We start from the raw sequence: 15,929 nt of genomic DNA, 5'->3' as shown, positions 1-15,929 counted from the left end.
AACGTAAGCACGGAACAGCTGCGCGCGATTTGGCGCCCCTTCCGCTAGCCACTTGTAACAGAAGGGAATACTAACCTTAATCAAATGGGAGGTCATCGTCACTGATGTCTACAGGCTTACCGTCAAAAGGATCAGCATCCTGCGCACTTGGTTTTTCATTCGGCTGTTGGGGCTCACTCAAAAACTGATTGCCGCCTAAATCTAGAACATTATCGTCATATACGGACTGAGCTTCTGCTGTAATATCTTTTCTGACCGTCTCGTCTTGAGCTACTTGTCTTTGAATCTCAATACTGATCGGCAGATACTTCCACATTCTACGAATAACTGTTTTCTTCGCCATTTCTTCATAGTCTGTTTGCCATGGCCCGTTATCTTTTGATTTACTTCTCAAACGTACATTTTCAATGTCTTGTTTGCTGAATACATCGAATTGATAACCGCCGTCTTTAAAATGAGCAACCGCATAAACATGAGTCATTTCGCCTCTGTGTCCCGTGCTCGGCTTATGAACCAGCTTAGGATGCAGCCCCAATTCGTAGTCGAATTCGTCTTTTTCATAAACTGCATGAGCATATATGCTTTCGATATGTCCCGAACGCCTGGCGAGATCAATCATTCCTTTATAGCCGATTATGAATTGAACCTCTTTTACCCATTGATCCGGTGCCCCATTTTGCCCTTTGATCTTTTTGTTAAACGGTACAAAATAACAATGTCCAACCAATCCAGGTTCGAGTCCTAATTGAGCTGACTGCATGACTGCACCGAGCAATGAAGCTGGGGAACACTGCTGCAATCCCGGGTTGCTTCTAATAGTTGTTAAAGCAATCCTTGTGATCCGTTCAGGTGTGATATGTTCAGGTAAAGCCTTTTGAAGCTCCGGTTTCATATCATTGAGATAATCTGCTAACGTTTTAGGCTTATCCTCTTTTTGAACGCTATTCACTTTGTTTGCTAACTGATTGCGAACGTCGTCGTTTTTAGCCATTGTCTTTTAACTCCTTCACACTGAATCTTCTATGAGTCGATACTTTATTGAATTTTTCAAAGAGCTCAGGGTGTTCTGCAGCAAATGCTTTTGTATCAAAACGATTTGTCGTAACGGTTTTCCAAGTAACAAGCGCTTTTTCAGCATTGCCTACCTCATACTCCCCGAGCATCCCTTTTAATTGGTTTTCAGCTTCTTTGAGCCTTTCTTTGGCTTCTTTCTCCTCAGCCTTAGCTGACTTGTATTGTTCAATTAGCTTATTTGCCGCCAGAGGAAGCTCTGTTTCATCTTCGAATCCTACAGGGTACATATGCGTTAAAAGCTCAGTAGAAGCCTCAGAACCATCAAACATAGGAGGGATTTCATTCTCGATATGGTTTTTCCAGAAGTCCTGTTCAATTTGAATCAGGTATGCAATGAGCTCTTCGTCTCGTTCAACCTTTTTGTAAACAAACTTGTTGCCGCCAATCAGAACAGCGATCCACCAAGCTCTTAACCCGGTAACAGCCATATAATGCTGACATTGAACCAGATACGCGTCCGGCACCTCCTCGCCGTCCCATTCACCTTTTAGGTATTCTGATGCTGTTTTGCATTCCAGTCCTGCTCGTTCGCCGACTATTAATCTATCAACGTTCGCAAGCATAAACGGGTAATCAGGATGCTGTAAGATTGCTTTCCGCCGCCGCACCTTCTTGCCAGTTCTCTTTGAAAATTCACGGGCAACGGTTTCTTCGTGAATGTGCCCCCAATATGCAGCCTCACTGGTTATATGCTCTTGAGGTGCCTGGCCGAGCTTGTCCAGATAAACTGACATTGGCGTTTTCCACTTACTCAGCCCAGCAATTGCAGCAGCATCAGAACCCCCGATGCCAGCGCGCCGAGCCTCAAGCCATTGATCCTCCGTCATGTTGTCCGTAGGCATGTAAACTTGTGCAAGCATCAGATCAGCCCCACCTTTCTTTTGTATGCTTCTGTTCCTAGCCGCTGCCATTCTCGGTAGTGATCCATTGAAGGGAAACTAAACTGTGCTTTACCGTTTTTGGTGAATACAATTGAACCGCCGACCTGTCTCAAACGTTGCTGATCCTCCGCACGCTCGCTGAATGCCACTTTAACTGCTTTAGCCATGTATAAAACCTCCATTGTGTTTTTTGAGGCGTTTTGGTATAATTAAGTAAATATTTAAGTCAAAACGCCTTACCGAGTCCACTCTGCCAAGTGGACTTTTTTATTGCCCATTTACAAACTGGAAACCTAGTTGCTCCCTCAGATAGCGATCAAGATTCTCTCTCAAGATCACCGCGCCGCAATCGATTACATATTCATCGACTGGTGTTACTTCATCCCCGAAAAAATCCTTTTGTGTTTCTGGCTCAGTCAGCCTATCGTGCCAGTTGTTCAGAATCATTGGGTTTTCGATCATTCATATTCTCCTTTCTGTAATTTGCTGTACGTTCATCCCAAATCAAGTGCAGTTCGCTATGATTTCGGATTCTTTCACACCATGCTCTGACCTCCAACGCTGTTGCAGGTTTGTGGACAAAGTGAACCATCATCCCAAACACCTACTTATCACTGCCAAATTGATGCCGCGCTGTTGCATTTTCATAGCTGTTTCATATAAACGCCCTTTATTAGCCAGTCGGCTGATATCCTCTGTAAGAACTTTGATACTTCCGGCGAGACTGATTGCCTCTTCATAATCACCATCACGTAATGCCTCCGAAAGCATGATAGAAAGCTCCTCCGCTGATTCGATTTTTCTTTTTGCTGCATCTACATCTGACTTCAAAAACTGATTAGTTTTCATGCAAAAACCGCCTTCCTTTCTTCTTGTTTTGACATGGCTACCTGATCCATCAACGCTTTACGGGTCCACCTATCTGCCAGCTCTTGCATATTCAGTCCGTGATTCCGAACTAATGAGTAGATCAGTGTTTTATTTGCCGGGATTAGATCAAATATTTGTTTAATATCTCCCATTGGTAGATCGTTTGAACGGCCCGGCCGATCACTTGCCAACCATCGTGCCAATTGCTTAGTAGCCTGCAATGCTTCTTCAAGCTGATGAATCATATTTATTACCGCAGCGCTTGCGCTTTCATTTAATGCAGGATCAATCGGCGCAACCGCTGTCGGATGCAGCTTAAACAAGTAATGTACGAGATCAATGTGTTCATAGGCTTCGCAGGCTTCAAACCACTTAATGCACAACTCAGGTGTTAGTCTGCTAAAACCGTTTTCAACGTCTGAGACATAACGCTGATCTTTTCCTCCGATTAAAATTCCGATTTGATATTGTGCAAGACCTGCCGCCTTGCGGGCTCTGCGCATAATCTGCGGTAAATTCCGCAAATTGTATGGGTTGTTCTCCATATGTTTGCCTCCTGATATATAAGTTATTTACTGGTAAAATTTAATTAATGAAGGGATGGTGGTTGTCCCTTTGCCATAAATGGCTATTTCAATCTCCCCAAAATTGTGGAGATTAGTACCTCACTCCTCAAAGTTGTGGAGTGAAGCGCGATTAAGCCGATTGAGACGACATGAATTTATTTACAAAATAAATCTGACCTTTACCGGTTACCTTTGGTGTCCGTGTGGTTCTGATTGAGCCGTCAAGGTTGCTTACCGTTCTTTTCTTAATTTCGAACAGCCCCATATCCATACTGCGTTGGGTTGGGAGATTAAATGACTCACCTTTTTTGCGAATCAGATACCCATTGTCACGCAACCATTGAAATAATTTGTTCGGCCCGATATCTACACCGTTTTGCTGAATGATTTTCGCTAATTCACCAACAAGCACAGAGGACTCGGACGATTCAACCGCCTCAGCGAAAATCACTTTCGGTTTCATGGTTTCTATTTGCTTGCTTTGCTCTTTCATAGTGTGAAGAGTAGTTTTGAAAAGCAGCTTTGTATTTTCATCAGCTTGCGGCAAGTATGTTTGGATGAATAACTCGTCATTTGCAACGTAGCCGCCCGTTTTTCTGATTGTCGGGATGACTTCGATTGCTAACCAGTCTTGGAATTGCTCAGCAATTTGGTTAGATGCTTTGAAAGCTAGCTTGTACACTAGTGGTTCAGGGATGAAATCACCTTTCCCCACTTCTGGGGAAGACTGTGGTAAATACTCATTCACACGTTCCCAACGGATATATTGTTTGTTGTTCTTTTCTTGTATGATCCCTAATGATTTTGCAACTCTTTCAACATCAAAAAGAATTTGGTCATTTTCAACCTTGGCAGCAACTTCGAATAAATCATTCTTGAACGTTTGTAATTGATTCATTCATGAACCTCCTTAATAGAGTTGTCATTCACTAAACGGAAATTTTCGTTCAGTAGGTCCTTTGCTATTGCGCTTGTTTCATATTTGCTTGTTCCTGTGCTTCGATCCACGCATCTATGTTGTGCTTAGTGAAGAAAATACGTGTTCGCACCCGAAAGTGAGGAATTTCTTTTTCACGAACCATTGTGTAAATCGTGTCGTGATGAACACCAAGATATTCAGCCGCTTCTTGAACAGTCATTGTGTTGCGAGCCATTTCGTAACCTCCTATGAAAGTTTAGTTGGACTATCTTTGTCAAAGAGTTTTGTTTGATAATCTCATACTTACATAATCATAGTATGAGATTCTTGTCCTTTTCGATTTAAAAAAAGGTCCTTAATATCACAACCCAATATCTCAGCCACCTTAAATGCATCTTCCATTTTTGGTGTAGAGTAACCGTTCTCCCAGTTTGAAATAGTGGATTTTTTATACTTTAGTTGATTTGCTAATTTTTCTTGTGTCAACCCTTTCGCTTTTCGGGCTTTAACAAGGTTGTGATTTTTCATTTACTCACCCCCTGTATAAGTTTCTTGTACTTCTTGTCTTTATTGTAAGTATAAGAATCTTGTATGTCAATAAAAAGTATGAATTTCTTATACAAAATTTTAATCTGTAACATATTGTTGTACAATTATCTTGTACTTAAATAAGATCAGCGGTCTAAGTGGAGGAAATCAGTATGTTGTCTAAAAGATTAAAGCTTATCCGGAAGAGAAGAGGTTTAACACAAACAGGATTAGCTAGTAAAGTTAAAACAACAAAAGGTACAATTAGCAACTATGAAAACGGACATAGTACACCTTCAAACGAAATGCTTCGTGATCTTGCAGATGCTCTTGATACGACTACTGACTACCTCTTAGGCAGAACTGACATTGACACAAATGTTAGTAGGACTGTTTCTTACTCTGAAAGTGATATTGAAACTGATCCAGACTTGCAAATAGCGTTTCGAGAAGCTTCAGATTTTTCCGAAGAAAACCGAAAACAAGCTATTGACTTTATCAATTATCTGAAAGAGAAAGAAAAGGCGAAAGGTCGTAAAATTCCAAATTCATCTGATGAGTAAACAGAAGCAAAAAATAATTACATAACAAACACATTTGTCTTTATTTATTATTATTGTTTTGTTTAGTTTAATTAATGCTGAACACTTCGCCTCAAAATTTGAGGTAAACTATTCAGTTGAAATGATTTCAACCTCAAAAATTGAGGTGATCTTTGAGGTTATATTCTCTTTCAACAGCAAATTTTGAGGTGATCCGCTAAGTGAATTCACCATCTTACCCCCGTTAATATTATGAATCTATTAACATTTTTGGCAAAATCCTCTTGAATTTTTGGCAGTTTTAGCCGATTATTAATAGGTATTCTAATTTATGAACTGGGGGAATTAGGTTGAAAAAGTGGTTCGTTTTATTCATGTCTTTGGGACTGGCACTTGCGTTAGCAGCATGTAGCTCGACAGATGATGTCTCTACAGGGAGTAGTGATTCAAAAGACAAAAAAACTGAAGAGACTAAAGATGACGGCTCTAAAAAAGTCGATGCAAGCAAACAATCTGCTGAAGCTCTGGGAATGAAAGTTAACCTGGGCGACGTAAAGATCATGAAAGACAAAATAAACGTTGGACTAAACATTGAAAATACTACCGACAAGGTCCTAACTTTCTATCCTGACCAAGGAAATGCAGTTATTGGCAGCATGCAGTTATCTGCAAACATGTTCTTAACAGATGGAGAAGTTGGCGGAGAAGTTCAAGGTGGCGTTAAACAAGAAGGAGTTCTTGAATTCACAGCTCCTGAAGGAAAAGAGATTGACGTTGATAGCGTTAAAGAAATCAAATTGAACTTTGGTGAAGTTATAACTGAAGACTTTATGCATAACAAAGCAGTATCAATCACAGTACCAGTTAAGTAAGGAGATTTTGAAATGAAAAGAACAACTGAATTTGTTTTAGGTCTAATCGGGAGTATTTTTGGTTTTTTCGGAGCAATAATCGCTTTATTTGTAGGTGGAATTGATGCCTCTATTAATTCGACTGGAACAAGTGAAATTATTGGATTAGGTTGGGGCGCCGTGTTCCTATCAATTCTTGGTATTGTTGCCTCTATCCTTGTCAAAAGCAAACCTAAACTAGGTGGAGTTTTACTTATTATTTCTGGTGTTGGTGGATTAATCTGCATATTCTTGTTCTACTTACTGCCTGCTGTACTTCTTATTATCCCTGGTATCATGGGACTCGTTAGAAAAGACAAATCTCAGACAACAGCAGCGTAACGAAGAGCCCTCCAAAGGGCTTTTCTTTCACACCAAAAACAGAACATACATTCCCATCAGGTGGTGCTATTATGACAATTCAGTTATCTCATCTAGAAGAAGAAGTAAAGAAGATTTATACAAAATTGAATATGTTTACTCCTGAAGAGATTGACATGGAACGGATTGCGGCTGCTTTTCAGATTTGGATTCACTACGAAAGAAAAGGCAGCAGCATGTTTTGTATAAATGGTCTTTATAGCATGGTTTTGGATTCAAGGACTTCTCGTCAACAGCAATGGGAGGACTTTGTCCATGAACTCGGGCATGTGATTAAACATTGCGGAAACCAATTCAATATGAATCGTATGTTTCGCCAGCTGCAAGAGTACCAGGCCAATAGTTTCATGTATCACTTTTGTGTACCAACATTTATGCTCGAAAAGATTTCGTTGCCGCGCATGCAATCGGAGGCTATAAAGTTAATTGGGGATACCTTTAACGTCACATACCCTTTCGCAGCTAAACGGCTGGAAATGTACAAAAGAAAACAGTTTTCTATTCTCTGGCATCAAAAGCTCTATCAAATGAATTAATAGAACAAGGAGGTTGCCACATGGCTAGTATTGAACGACGTGGTGAAAAATCTTTTAGATTAATAGTTGAAAATGGTTATGACGCAAACGGTAAAAGAGATAGAAAAAAGAAATCGATTCGTATCGAAGATCCAAAAATATTAAAGTCTAAACGGAAATTACAGGAGTATCTCGAAGATCAGCTGCACCGTTTCAGAATTGAAGTAGAGGCCGGCGAATATATTGCTCCTGAAAAAGCTACTTTTGAATCATTTGCGGAGAAATGGGTTGAAAAGAAACTCTTTAATAAAAGTGGAAAACCTTACTCTTATAAAGCATCTGAGAAACACTCAGGACACTTACACAATCATATCCTCCCTGCATTTGGGCATAAACAAATAGACAAAATAAAAACACTTCACGTTGTTGATTTTATAGATGATTTATCTAAAGATGGGGCTCGGAAAGATGGAAAGCCTGGCGGACTTGGTGATAGAACAATTCTTGATGTATTTCAAACTCTACAGGCAATGTTCAAGACAGCTACAGAAGAATGGAAACTCATTAAAGACAACCCTATGGAGGGATTAAGTCAGCCGCATGTGGAACCGAAAGAAATGCAGTATTTTCAGACTGATGAAGCTGAAGAATGTATTCGAGTTTTATATGAGATTGATATTAAATGGCGTTTATACTTTTTGGGTGCAATGATTGGCGGTTTACGGCGTGGTGAAGGACTTGCCTTTCAATGGCACTTGGATGTGGATTGGGACAGAGGAGGATTCTATGTAAATCGCTCAATATCTAAAACAGTCAACGGGCAGCCGCTTGTAAAGGCACCTAAATCTCGCAGTTCCAAACGTTTTGTTAAAATGCCAGATTTCTATATGGAGGATTTAGCAAAGTATTATCGCATGTGGAAGAAAGAAAAACTTATGCTCGGTGATGCCTGGGAAGGCGAGGACAATCAATACATCTTTCATAGTGGAACAGGAAAGCCATATTACTACACTACCCCTACTGCAAAGTGGGCTAAAATCAAAAAGAAGTATGGGCTTAAAAATATTAGGCTCCATGATCTGCGGCATACGATGGTGGCTCTCCTAATAGAAGCCGGCGAAAATATGAGCGCAATTCAAAAACGTGCCGGTCACGCAAGCAGACGAATTACATCTGATATTTATGGCCACGTTACCGAAAAACTTGAAAATGAAACAGCTCAATATTTTGATCAATTTAACCCTAATTTGAAGGTGAAAAGCAACTAAATGACCCCAAAATAAAATTTTCGTCCCCAAATTGTCCCCAATTGCTTTTTTGGGTTATTGGCTCTGTTCCTGACAAATAAAAAAACCCTTATAGAATAAGGGTTTAAAGGTATGGAGCCAAGGGGGCTCGAACCCCTGACCTCTACGCTGCCAGCGTAGCGCTCTCCCAGCTGAGCTATGGCCCCGTATGTAACGTCATGTTTATTATAGATGATTTTTTTTTGAAAAACAAGCTGTTTCCTCTTGAATGAACAGAAAAAATAAGGCTCCAAAAGAGCCTTATTTTTCGGTTTACATCATGATTAAAAGTAAAATCACACCGAGGATGATTCGGTAGATGGCAAATGGGACAAGTTTGATTTTATTGATCAGTTTTAAGAAGAAACGGACGACAAACAGCGCGACAACAAAGGCGCAGATAAAGCCGACGATGAAAAACGGCATCAGATCCGAGCTTAAGCTGTCCCAATGCTTCACAAGGCTTAAAAAGCTCGCTCCCATCATGATCGGCATCGCCATAATAAACGTAAAGTCGGCTGCCGCGCGGTGGTTTAATCCGAGAATAACGCCCCCGGAAATGGTTGAACCTGAACGCGAGAAACCCGGCCAAAGGGCAAGACATTGGAATAAGCCGACCCCTATCGCCTGCTTATATGAAATGCGGTCGAGAGTGTCTGTCGCTGTTTTTCGTTTATTTACCCAATCAGCAAAAAGCATCAGGACTGCCCCGGCGATTAAACCGATGGCAACAGTTTTAACGGAAAATAAATATTCATCAATGTAATCCTCAAACAAAAAGCCGAGGACAGCTGCAGGCACGAGTCCGACGGCAATTTGCGCAATGCTTAATTTATGTCCCTGCTCCTGGTCGCTTGTAATATTCTTTTTTAAGCCGAGCAAATTCAAAATCCGGTCTTTAAACACGATTGCTACCGCTAAAATGGAGCCTAGCTGAATAACCACTTTGAATGAGTTGGCAGCTTCTTCTGACATCAGATCGCTTGATTTAAGCCAGATATCGTCTACTATGATCATATGTCCTGTCGAAGAAACCGGCGCGTACTCTGTTAATCCTTCTACGATTCCTAAAATGGCAGCTACAAACAATTCCCATAGAGTCATGATTTTGATTCTCCCCATTAGACATTTATTTTTTTACATAACGGGAGCTTTCCATAAATGGAAAGCCCGTCTTACATAACTATAAACGAAAATCACACTTTATGACCCGACGTATTTTCTTTTTTTTCTTCATCGTATAAGTGTGACTGCATTTTAAACCAGTCAAATAAATGTGTTGTAATGACTTTGGCAACTGCATAGCCCGGAATTGCCAGAATGATTCCAACAACGCCAAACAGCTTGCCGGCTGTTAATAGCAGAAAAATAATCGTAATCGGGTGGATGTGAAGGTTTTTCCCCATAATTTGCGGAGAGATCAATTTCCCTTCAATCAGCTGAACAATGGTCCATACGATGACCAGCTTAAGCAGCATGAGCGGCGATGTCACTATGGCGATGATAATCGCTGGCGTAATGGCAATCGTCGGTCCTAAATATGGAACGATGCTTGTACAAGCCGCAATGACAGCAAGCAATGAAGCATAATCCAGCCCGATAATCAAATAACCGATAAACAGCAAAAACCCGATACAGAAGCTGACAATGATCTGGCCTCTGATATAAGAGCTTAACCGATGATTCATTTCGCTTAAGACTGTATAAGTCTGTTCTTTCAATCGAGTCGGCACAAACTTCAGTATATAGACCGGCAACTTTCTTCCGTCTTTTAATAAATAGAAAAGAATAAACGGAACCGTGACGATCGAAATGATAATCTCAGTCAGTGCGCCGATAAAATTCCCAACGCCGGTAAAGGTGCTGTTCACAATCGTCGCCGCCTGATCTGAAATCTTTGTTGCGAGATCAGATATATTGATGTTCATCGTTTGCTGGGCCTGGTTGACGAAATTGCTGCCGATGAGCTGTTTCGTCTGACTTTCTACGATATCCACATATCTCGGGATGTTGTCAATCAAGCTCATAATTTGTTCTTTTAAAAAGGGGATGATGGACACGATCGTGATCGTGATCAGCCCGATAATCAATAGATATAACAGCAAAATAGAATAGATTCTTCTTATTCTTCTTCTCTCAAGGAAATCGACGACTGGGTTTAACAGATAAAACACAATACCCGTTAAAATAATCGGCAGTGAAATCGTTTTGAGAAGAACAATAATCGGGGTAAAAATGAATGATGTTTTTGTAAAAACAAGAATATTTAAACCAATCAGCAGCAGCACAAGCAAAAATAAAACAAACTTATTGTCCAAGAAGAATCGCTTGAATCTGCCGCTCCATGTTTGCAACGTCTCCACTATCGTTCCTCCGTCATACTTAGTTTAATTAAATTGTACACTATCGTCCCTATAATGAAAAATAATAACGGCTAATTGTTGGAAAAACTTCCTTGCTTTAAAAATGCGATTTGATCTATCATGTGCTTTTCTCCTTTTTAAGCTATAATTTAGCTATATCATACAAAAGGAGCGATAAGAGTGATACGTTTTGCAATAGTAGGAACCAACTGGATTACAGACCGCTTTCTTGAGTCAGCAGCGGAGATAGAAGATTTCCAGCTGACAGCCGTTTATTCAAGATCGGCTGAACGCGCTGCCGAGTTTGCCGCTAAACACGGTGCTGAGCACACCTTCTCAGATCTTCAGGAAATGGCGGCAAGCGATTGCTTTGATGCCGTATACATAGCCAGTCCGAATGCCTTTCACAAGGAACAAGCCGTTCTCTTTATGAACCATGGCAAGCATGTGCTTTGCGAGAAGCCGTTTGCTTCGAATACAAAAGAAACGGAAGAAATGATCTCAGCAGCTAAGGCAAACGGCGTTGTCCTCATGGAAGCGATGAAGACCACTTTCCTGCCGAATTTCAAAGAGCTGAAAAACCACTTACATAAAATCGGCACTGTCCGCAGATTTACCGCAAGCTACTGCCAGTACTCCTCACGGTATGACGCGTTCAGAAACGGAACCGTCTTGAATGCGTTTCAGCCTGAGCTTTCCAACGGATCATTAATGGATATCGGTGTCTATTGTATTTATCCTGCAGTCGTGCTGTTTGGTGAGCCGCAGAATGTGAAGGCGAGCGGATATGCTTTGTCCTCCGGAGTGGATGGAGAAGGAACCGTCATTCTGTCTTACGACGGGTTCGAAGCCGTTTTGATGCATTCTAAAATCTCTACTTCCTATGCTCCGGCGGAAATCCAGGGTGAAGACGGAACGATTGTGATCGATACGATTCACCGGCCTGAACGAGTGGAAATCCGCTATCGCGACGGCCGCCTGGAAAACATCTCGATTCCTGATCCTAAACCGGCGATGTTCTACGAAGCAGAGGAATTTGTCACGCTCATAAAAGAGAAAAAGCAGGAATCGGAAGAAAATACATTTGAACGGTCTTTGATCACCGCCAAAATCATGGAAGAAGCAAGAAAGCAAATGGGGATTGTGTACCCTGCCGATCAAGCCTAAAAAATCCGCCCGCGAGCAAAGGCCGCGGCGGATTTTTTATTAGACAATCGGAGTAGATGCATTCCTTTTCAAAAGCACCTTTTGTTCATACTCTTTTATGTCATGGAGCCATGCCTCTTTTACCGGCACGCCCATTTGTTCACAGTAGGAATCCCAGATGGCCCCGAAAGGATATGTTTTGAATTCCTCCATCAGCGCCAGCCTTTCTGTAAAGCGGCCCTCTTCCTGCAATTGTTTTAAATAGCCGTTCGGGAGAAGTAAGGCATACAATATAGCTTTGACCATATTTCTCGTTCCGATGGTCCAGGCGGCAACACGGTTAATGCTGGCATCGAAAAAATCGAGGCCGATAGCGACCTTCTCAAGTGCCTGATTGCGTACAATTTCAAGCGCGATTTCTCTCAATTCATCATCTAAAACCACAACATGGTCGCTATCCCAGCGAACGGGACGGGACACGTGCAAGGCGAGTTTATCTGTGTAAAGCAGCATGGACGAGATCTTATTTGATACCGTTTCAGTCGGGTGGTAATGGCCTGTATCAAGTAAACAAAGCTTATGATTCGTCAAAGCATAAGCTAAATAAAACTCATGAGATCCGACAACATATGATTCGGAACCAAGCCCGAACAGCTTGCTCTCGAGTGAATCAAGATTGTGTTGTTCACTGATCTCCTCTGCGAAGATCCGATCCAGTGATTCTTTTAATCTTTTACGCGGTGTCAGCCTGTCACTCGGGATATCCTTATAGCCGTCGGGAATCCAAATATTCGTCAAGCAAGGTGTGCCTAATTCTTTCCCGAAATATTCCCCAATACGGCGGCACGCGATGCAATGCCTGATCCAATATTCCCTGATGTTCGGATCGGGGTGTGAAAGGGTGAGTCCGTCTGCCGCTTTCTCATGCGAAAACAAGGTGGGATTAAAATCTAAACCAAGACCGAGATCTTTTGCCCATTTCACCCAGTTTTCAAAATGCTGCGGCTTCAATTCGTCCCGTTCAGTCGCTTCCCCGTTTGTTTCTGCATATATCGCATGCAGGTTCACGCGGTGCTTTCCAGGAATGAGAGAAAGAGCCTTCTCCAAATCTCTTCTTAATTCTTCAGGGGTTTGCGCTTTTCCGGGATAATTGCCGGTCACATCAATTCCGCCTGAAAGCTCTCCCTTATTTACTTCAAAGCCTTCAATGTCGTCACCCTGCCAGCAGTGGATTGAAATGGGCACTTGCTCTAATTGCCGAAGCGCCTCTTCAACATCGATTCCCCATTTTTCATACGCCTGTTTTGCACTGTCATAATTGGCTTTTATGGTCATGCGTCTCTCTCCCTTTTTCAGTTTTTTAATCCAAATAAAAAACTTCCTTAAGATCTATCGAAACAGGACTGAAATCCGGATTGGTTTTCATTAATGGCGACATCGCTTTCCACCATCTCTGGCAAACTTCAGTGTCCGCCATCTTTCTCCACTTCTCCTCATCCTCTATTTCTAAATAAGCAAAAAGCCGGCCTGTTTCTTCGTCTAAAAAAATGGAATAATGGTGGGCTCCATGAGCTTTGAGTGCTTCTGCCATTTCAGGCCAAATGTCATCATGCCGCTGTTTGTATTCCTCGTACTTGTCTTGATGGACAAACATGATACTGGCTTTTCTTTTCACACCTAATCACCTCTTCACCTTTTAGATAGCGCTTTCAAAATAGTTTGCCGAAATGACTGAATGATCGTGCTTCTGTCAATGTCTTTAGGTGTAAACACTTTGATCGGAAAGGAATTTCTGACGGCTTGCCGGGCTTCTTTTATGTCTTTGACTTCTTTGGCAGCAATCATTTGCATTAGTATATTTCCGATGGCGGTTGCCTCTATGGGCCCTGCGTATACCGCTTTTCCGCTCATGTCTGCCGTTAATTGATTTAAGAAGTCATTCCGGGCTCCGCCGCCAATGATATGAAGCTGCTGAATCGAATTTCCTGTGATCGTTTCCAGCTCTTTGATGGCTATCGCATAGATGATGGCTAAATTGCTGTAGATGCAGCAGGCAAGTTCGCCTGCAGTGCGGGGAATCTTCTGGCGGGTTTCTCTGCAATAATGTTGTAATTCCTCTATCATGCTGTCTGGATTCAGGAAACGTTCATCATTTAAGTTTATAAACTGCAGGAATGGTTTTGTTTTTCGGGCTTCTTCTGCAAGCTGCTGGAAAGAGTAATCTGCTTGTAATTGCTGTCTTACTTCCTGTATCACCCACATGCCGATGATGTTTTTGAGAAAGCGAATGGTGTTGTTTGCGCCGCGTTCATTTGTATAGTTGTTTTTTAAAGCCAGATCAGTTAATATCGGCGTTTTGTTTTCAACCCCGATTAACGACCATGTTCCGCTGCTGATATACGCCCAGCTATCGTTTACACCTGGAGCCGCGATGACGGCCGAGGCAGTATCATGCGTTGCGACTGTTATCACCTTGCAAGCCGGCAGATCATAATCCGGGAACCAATCATTTTTCAGCATGCCGAGCTCACACCCCGGTTCAGTCAGCGGCGCAAATTGATGTTCCTGAACAGACACGGCTTCAAGCAATTCAGGGTCAAGCTTTCCAGTTGAGACGTTTAAAAGCTGTGTTGTGGATGCATTTGTGATTTCCGTTACGGCTTTTCCGGTTAAACAATAGCCTAAATAATCAGGAACCATAATAATTTTGTCTGTTGTTTTCAGCAGCTCACGGTCTTCTTCATACAATTGATAAATCGTGTTAAAAGGCTGAAATTGTATTCCTGTTTTTTGATAGATTGTGTCTTTTGACAGGGTGTATTCCAGTTTATCTATTGTGTGTTCTGTTCTTTTATCCCGGTAGGACATCACTTCCTGCAAACGATTGCCTTTGTCGTCCAGTAAGACATAATCAACTGCCCATGTATCAATGCCTACGGTGCAGCGTTCATACCCAAGCGCTTTCACCTTTTGCAGTCCTTGCAGGATTTGTTTTAGCAAATGATCAATATCCCAGAAGCAATGTCCGTCTCTTTGAATGAAGCCGTTAGCGAATCTGTGAATCTCTTGTACTTCAAGCTTCCCTTCCTTCAGTTCACCTACCATGACTCTCCCGCTTGATGCGCCTATATCAATGGCAGTATATATCATTCTTTCACCCTCTCTTCGGAAGGGGAACAGCTGTCACGTTCACCTTTTTGTCTTCAAGAGCTTTTACCGATACCGGATCAAGTCCGGAATCAGTAATAAGGCGGCTGATATCTTGCAGCGAGGCGATATGTGAAAACTCGCGGTTCCCCCATTTGCTTGAATCGGCCATCAAAATGGTCTGATCAGACCTTTCGATCATCCGTTTTTTGAGCAGTGCCTGCCACTCGTTTGAGTCGCTCATCCCGTTGTTTATGTCAAATCCTTTACATGACAGAAAGGTTTTGTTGACATGGTAGGTCTCAAGTGAACGTTCTGCTAACGGGCCGGCAAATGATAATGATTTTGCCAGCAAAATGCCGCCTGTTGAAATGACTGATATGTTTTCTTTATTGCTGAGTTCAATAGCTGCCTTCATTGAGTTTGTAATGACAGTGAGCTCAATATCAGGGAGTATTTTCGCCATGTACCAGGCGGTGGTGCTTGCATCGAGAATGATTCGGTCTCCGCTCTTTACATATTTGACTGCTTCGTGAGCGATGGCTTTTTTTTCTATGACATTTGTGATTTCCCGTTCAGAAAAATGAACTTCTGATTCCTGCTGCTGAATACTGACCGCTCCTCCGTGGCTTCGGCTCAGTTTATGTTCTTTCTCAAGCTTCTCAAGATCGCGCCGAATGGTTTCTTCTGTGACAGAAAATATGTCACTTAATTCGGATACGCGGATGCTTGAACGCATATTCACTATTTCGACTATTTTTTGCTGCCGTTCTGCTACTAACATCGGTAACGCCCTTCCTCATATTGTAATCCGTCTTGTT

Annotated in this window: 21 protein-coding genes and 1 tRNA gene; 6 read left to right on the top strand and 16 right to left on the bottom strand. The window is 41.9% G+C overall.

The features are described 5' to 3' along the window. Positions 1–76: 76 nt before the first annotated feature. The 9 genes from recT to CVV77_RS19505 form a co-directional block, all read right to left on the bottom strand. Positions 77–991, bottom strand: a complete 915-nt coding sequence (recT, locus tag CVV77_RS19545; RefSeq protein WP_100276257.1) for a recombination protein RecT — start codon at positions 989–991, stop codon at positions 77–79. Then, a complete protein-coding gene (locus CVV77_RS19540) occupies positions 984–1,934 on the bottom strand; it encodes a YqaJ viral recombinase family nuclease (RefSeq protein WP_100276256.1) in 951 nt (316 codons plus the stop codon). Before CVV77_RS19540 ends, recT begins: the two co-directional genes overlap by 8 nt. After that, a complete protein-coding gene (locus CVV77_RS19535; RefSeq protein ID WP_100276255.1) occupies positions 1,934–2,122 on the bottom strand; it encodes a hypothetical protein in 189 nt (62 codons plus the stop codon). The genes CVV77_RS19540 and CVV77_RS19535 overlap by 1 nt, the downstream gene beginning before the upstream one ends. Before the next feature lie 100 nt (positions 2,123–2,222). Then, a complete protein-coding gene (locus tag CVV77_RS19530; RefSeq protein WP_100276254.1) occupies positions 2,223–2,417 on the bottom strand; it encodes a YqaI family protein in 195 nt (64 codons plus the stop codon). Positions 2,418–2,546: 129 nt separating this feature from the next. Continuing rightward, complete coding sequence (locus CVV77_RS19525; protein WP_033884313.1) at positions 2,547–2,804, bottom strand: YqaH family protein; 258 nt, start codon at positions 2,802–2,804, stop codon at positions 2,547–2,549. Then, positions 2,801–3,370 carry a helix-turn-helix domain-containing protein gene (locus CVV77_RS19520; RefSeq protein WP_100276253.1) on the bottom strand — a complete coding sequence of 190 codons (570 nt, stop codon included), beginning with the start codon at positions 3,368–3,370 and terminating at the stop codon, positions 2,801–2,803. The genes CVV77_RS19525 and CVV77_RS19520 overlap by 4 nt, the downstream gene beginning before the upstream one ends. Positions 3,371–3,521: 151 nt before the next feature. Next, positions 3,522–4,289: a phage antirepressor KilAC domain-containing protein gene (locus tag CVV77_RS19515; protein WP_100276252.1), complete on the bottom strand. Its 768-nt coding sequence runs from the start codon at positions 4,287–4,289 to the stop codon at positions 3,522–3,524. A 64-nt stretch (positions 4,290–4,353) separates the two neighbouring features. After that, complete coding sequence (locus CVV77_RS19510) at positions 4,354–4,545, bottom strand: helix-turn-helix domain-containing protein (RefSeq protein WP_100276251.1); 192 nt, start codon at positions 4,543–4,545, stop codon at positions 4,354–4,356. 68 nt (positions 4,546–4,613) lie between these two features. Further along, positions 4,614–4,838, bottom strand: coding sequence for a helix-turn-helix domain-containing protein (locus CVV77_RS19505; protein WP_100276250.1), 225 nt, complete (start codon positions 4,836–4,838; stop codon positions 4,614–4,616). Between the two features lie 173 nt (positions 4,839–5,011). Between CVV77_RS19505 and CVV77_RS19500 the strand changes: the two genes are divergently transcribed. From CVV77_RS19500 to CVV77_RS19480, 5 genes are all read left to right on the top strand, one after another. Then, positions 5,012–5,401: a helix-turn-helix domain-containing protein gene (locus CVV77_RS19500; RefSeq protein WP_033884319.1), complete on the top strand. Its 390-nt coding sequence runs from the start codon at positions 5,012–5,014 to the stop codon at positions 5,399–5,401. A gap of 329 nt (positions 5,402–5,730) precedes the next feature. Then, positions 5,731–6,252: a hypothetical protein gene (locus CVV77_RS19495; protein WP_100276249.1), complete on the top strand. Its 522-nt coding sequence runs from the start codon at positions 5,731–5,733 to the stop codon at positions 6,250–6,252. Positions 6,253–6,264: 12 nt separating this feature from the next. Continuing rightward, positions 6,265–6,612, top strand: coding sequence for a DUF4064 domain-containing protein (locus tag CVV77_RS19490; protein WP_072565182.1), 348 nt, complete (start codon positions 6,265–6,267; stop codon positions 6,610–6,612). 71 nt (positions 6,613–6,683) lie between these two features. Then, positions 6,684–7,187 carry an ImmA/IrrE family metallo-endopeptidase gene (locus CVV77_RS19485; protein ID WP_100276248.1) on the top strand — a complete coding sequence of 168 codons (504 nt, stop codon included), beginning with the start codon at positions 6,684–6,686 and terminating at the stop codon, positions 7,185–7,187. A gap of 20 nt (positions 7,188–7,207) precedes the next feature. After that, positions 7,208–8,434 (top strand): tyrosine-type recombinase/integrase, encoded by a 1,227-nt coding sequence (locus CVV77_RS19480; RefSeq protein ID WP_100276247.1) that lies wholly within the window; start codon positions 7,208–7,210, stop codon positions 8,432–8,434. 112 nt (positions 8,435–8,546) lie between these two features. Here the strand turns inward: CVV77_RS19480 and CVV77_RS19475 are convergent. The 3 genes from CVV77_RS19475 to CVV77_RS19465 form a co-directional block, all read right to left on the bottom strand. Continuing rightward, positions 8,547–8,619 (bottom strand) — tRNA-Ala (locus CVV77_RS19475). A gap of 106 nt (positions 8,620–8,725) precedes the next feature. Further along, entirely contained in the window at positions 8,726–9,556 is an 831-nt protein-coding gene (locus CVV77_RS19470; protein WP_003242240.1) for an undecaprenyl-diphosphate phosphatase, read from the bottom strand. Between the two features lie 92 nt (positions 9,557–9,648). Next, positions 9,649–10,815, bottom strand: coding sequence for an AI-2E family transporter (locus CVV77_RS19465; RefSeq protein ID WP_100276246.1), 1,167 nt, complete (start codon positions 10,813–10,815; stop codon positions 9,649–9,651). Positions 10,816–10,995: 180 nt separating this feature from the next. Here CVV77_RS19465 and iolU point away from each other — a divergent pair, with 180 nt between their 5' ends. Then, entirely contained in the window at positions 10,996–11,982 is a 987-nt protein-coding gene (gene iolU / locus CVV77_RS19460; RefSeq protein WP_019259296.1) for a scyllo-inositol 2-dehydrogenase, read from the top strand. A gap of 39 nt (positions 11,983–12,021) precedes the next feature. Here iolU and rhaA read toward each other — a convergent pair whose 3' ends face one another. The 4 genes from rhaA to rhaR are packed head-to-tail and all read right to left on the bottom strand — an operon-like array spanning position 12,022 to position 15,892. After that, the gene (gene rhaA / locus CVV77_RS19455; RefSeq protein WP_100276245.1) at positions 12,022–13,296 is read right to left on the bottom strand and encodes an L-rhamnose isomerase; all 1,275 of its coding nucleotides are present in this window, start codon (positions 13,294–13,296) and stop codon (positions 12,022–12,024) included. Positions 13,297–13,321: 25 nt separating this feature from the next. After that, the gene (gene rhaM, locus CVV77_RS19450; RefSeq protein WP_019259298.1) at positions 13,322–13,636 is read right to left on the bottom strand and encodes an L-rhamnose mutarotase; all 315 of its coding nucleotides are present in this window, start codon (positions 13,634–13,636) and stop codon (positions 13,322–13,324) included. A gap of 14 nt (positions 13,637–13,650) precedes the next feature. After that, positions 13,651–15,111 (bottom strand): rhamnulokinase, encoded by a 1,461-nt coding sequence (rhaB, locus tag CVV77_RS19445; RefSeq protein ID WP_100276244.1) that lies wholly within the window; start codon positions 15,109–15,111, stop codon positions 13,651–13,653. 4 nt (positions 15,112–15,115) lie between these two features. Continuing rightward, positions 15,116–15,892, bottom strand: coding sequence for a rhamnose catabolism operon transcriptional regulator RhaR (gene rhaR, locus CVV77_RS19440; protein ID WP_100276243.1), 777 nt, complete (start codon positions 15,890–15,892; stop codon positions 15,116–15,118). Positions 15,893–15,929 lie beyond the last annotated feature (37 nt).

Source organism: Bacillus sp. SN1, from assembly GCF_002796895.1.
In the GTDB taxonomy this organism is placed as follows: Bacteria; Bacillota; Bacilli; order Bacillales; family Bacillaceae; genus Bacillus; species Bacillus inaquosorum.
The sequence above is the reverse complement of the archived record's forward strand: the minus strand, read 5'-3'. Positions and strand labels throughout refer to the sequence as shown.

Coding starts and splice junctions, on each gene's coding strand:
- CVV77_RS19505 (WP_100276250.1), bottom strand. CDS start 4,838: ATGAAAAATCACAACCTTGTTAAAGCCCGAAAAGCGAAAGGGTTGACA.
- rhaR (WP_100276243.1), bottom strand. CDS start 15,892: ATGTTAGTAGCAGAACGGCAGCAAAAAATAGTCGAAATAGTGAATATG.
- CVV77_RS19470 (WP_003242240.1), bottom strand. CDS start 9,556: ATGACTCTATGGGAATTGTTTGTAGCTGCCATTTTAGGAATCGTAGAA.
- CVV77_RS19500 (WP_033884319.1), top strand. CDS start 5,012: ATGTTGTCTAAAAGATTAAAGCTTATCCGGAAGAGAAGAGGTTTAACA.
- rhaB (WP_100276244.1), bottom strand. CDS start 15,111: ATGATATATACTGCCATTGATATAGGCGCATCAAGCGGGAGAGTCATG.
- CVV77_RS19480 (WP_100276247.1), top strand. CDS start 7,208: ATGGCTAGTATTGAACGACGTGGTGAAAAATCTTTTAGATTAATAGTT.
- CVV77_RS19515 (WP_100276252.1), bottom strand. CDS start 4,289: ATGAATCAATTACAAACGTTCAAGAATGATTTATTCGAAGTTGCTGCC.
- CVV77_RS19510 (WP_100276251.1), bottom strand. CDS start 4,545: ATGGCTCGCAACACAATGACTGTTCAAGAAGCGGCTGAATATCTTGGT.
- CVV77_RS19525 (WP_033884313.1), bottom strand. CDS start 2,804: ATGAAAACTAATCAGTTTTTGAAGTCAGATGTAGATGCAGCAAAAAGA.
- recT (WP_100276257.1), bottom strand. CDS start 991: ATGGCTAAAAACGACGACGTTCGCAATCAGTTAGCAAACAAAGTGAAT.
- CVV77_RS19490 (WP_072565182.1), top strand. CDS start 6,265: ATGAAAAGAACAACTGAATTTGTTTTAGGTCTAATCGGGAGTATTTTT.
- CVV77_RS19520 (WP_100276253.1), bottom strand. CDS start 3,370: ATGGAGAACAACCCATACAATTTGCGGAATTTACCGCAGATTATGCGC.
- CVV77_RS19535 (WP_100276255.1), bottom strand. CDS start 2,122: ATGGCTAAAGCAGTTAAAGTGGCATTCAGCGAGCGTGCGGAGGATCAG.
- CVV77_RS19540 (WP_100276256.1), bottom strand. CDS start 1,934: ATGCTTGCACAAGTTTACATGCCTACGGACAACATGACGGAGGATCAA.
- rhaA (WP_100276245.1), bottom strand. CDS start 13,296: ATGACCATAAAAGCCAATTATGACAGTGCAAAACAGGCGTATGAAAAA.
- CVV77_RS19530 (WP_100276254.1), bottom strand. CDS start 2,417: ATGATCGAAAACCCAATGATTCTGAACAACTGGCACGATAGGCTGACT.
- CVV77_RS19485 (WP_100276248.1), top strand. CDS start 6,684: ATGACAATTCAGTTATCTCATCTAGAAGAAGAAGTAAAGAAGATTTAT.